Genomic DNA, 431 nt, shown 5'->3' on the forward strand with positions numbered 1-431 from the left:
CCCTGGGACGGGCCCGTCGTCGACGTCGCGCACGTCAGGGTTCCGGAACCATCGGGGCACGTCCAGGGCCTCTGGCTGAGCCACTACGCCCACCGCGTCTGGCCCCGGATGCATTACGGCGAACTCCACCTCTACGGACATTCGCACGGCAGCCTGCCCGGCACCGCGGCCAGCACCGACGTCGGCGTCGACTGCTTCGGCTTCAGGCCCGTCACCCTCGCCGAGATCCGTGTGCGCCTCGCGGAGAACGCCATGGCCGCGGAAGGTGCGCCGTAGAGGAGACCGATGCCTGGCCGTCGGGTAATCGGATCGAAATGCCTTCCGTCCAGGCTGTCGGCATGGCCAGTTTCCGCACCGTCCGCCTCACCACGATGATGCATCCCCTCGGGCCCGACCTGAAGACGGTGCCCGTTCCCATGGTGCTGCAGGTC

At 68.7% G+C, this 431-nt stretch carries 1 protein-coding gene; it reads left to right on the forward strand.

Features of this window, described 5'->3' with window-relative positions:
* Positions 1 to 276: metallophosphoesterase family protein (locus D7Y13_RS43315; protein WP_208734666.1), on the forward strand; the 276-nt coding region annotated here is incomplete at its 5' end.
* Positions 277 to 431: the final 155 nt, after the last annotated feature.

The sequence above is a fragment of the Corallococcus praedator genome (assembly GCF_003612125.1).
Taxonomy (GTDB): Bacteria; Myxococcota; Myxococcia; order Myxococcales; family Myxococcaceae; genus Corallococcus; species Corallococcus praedator.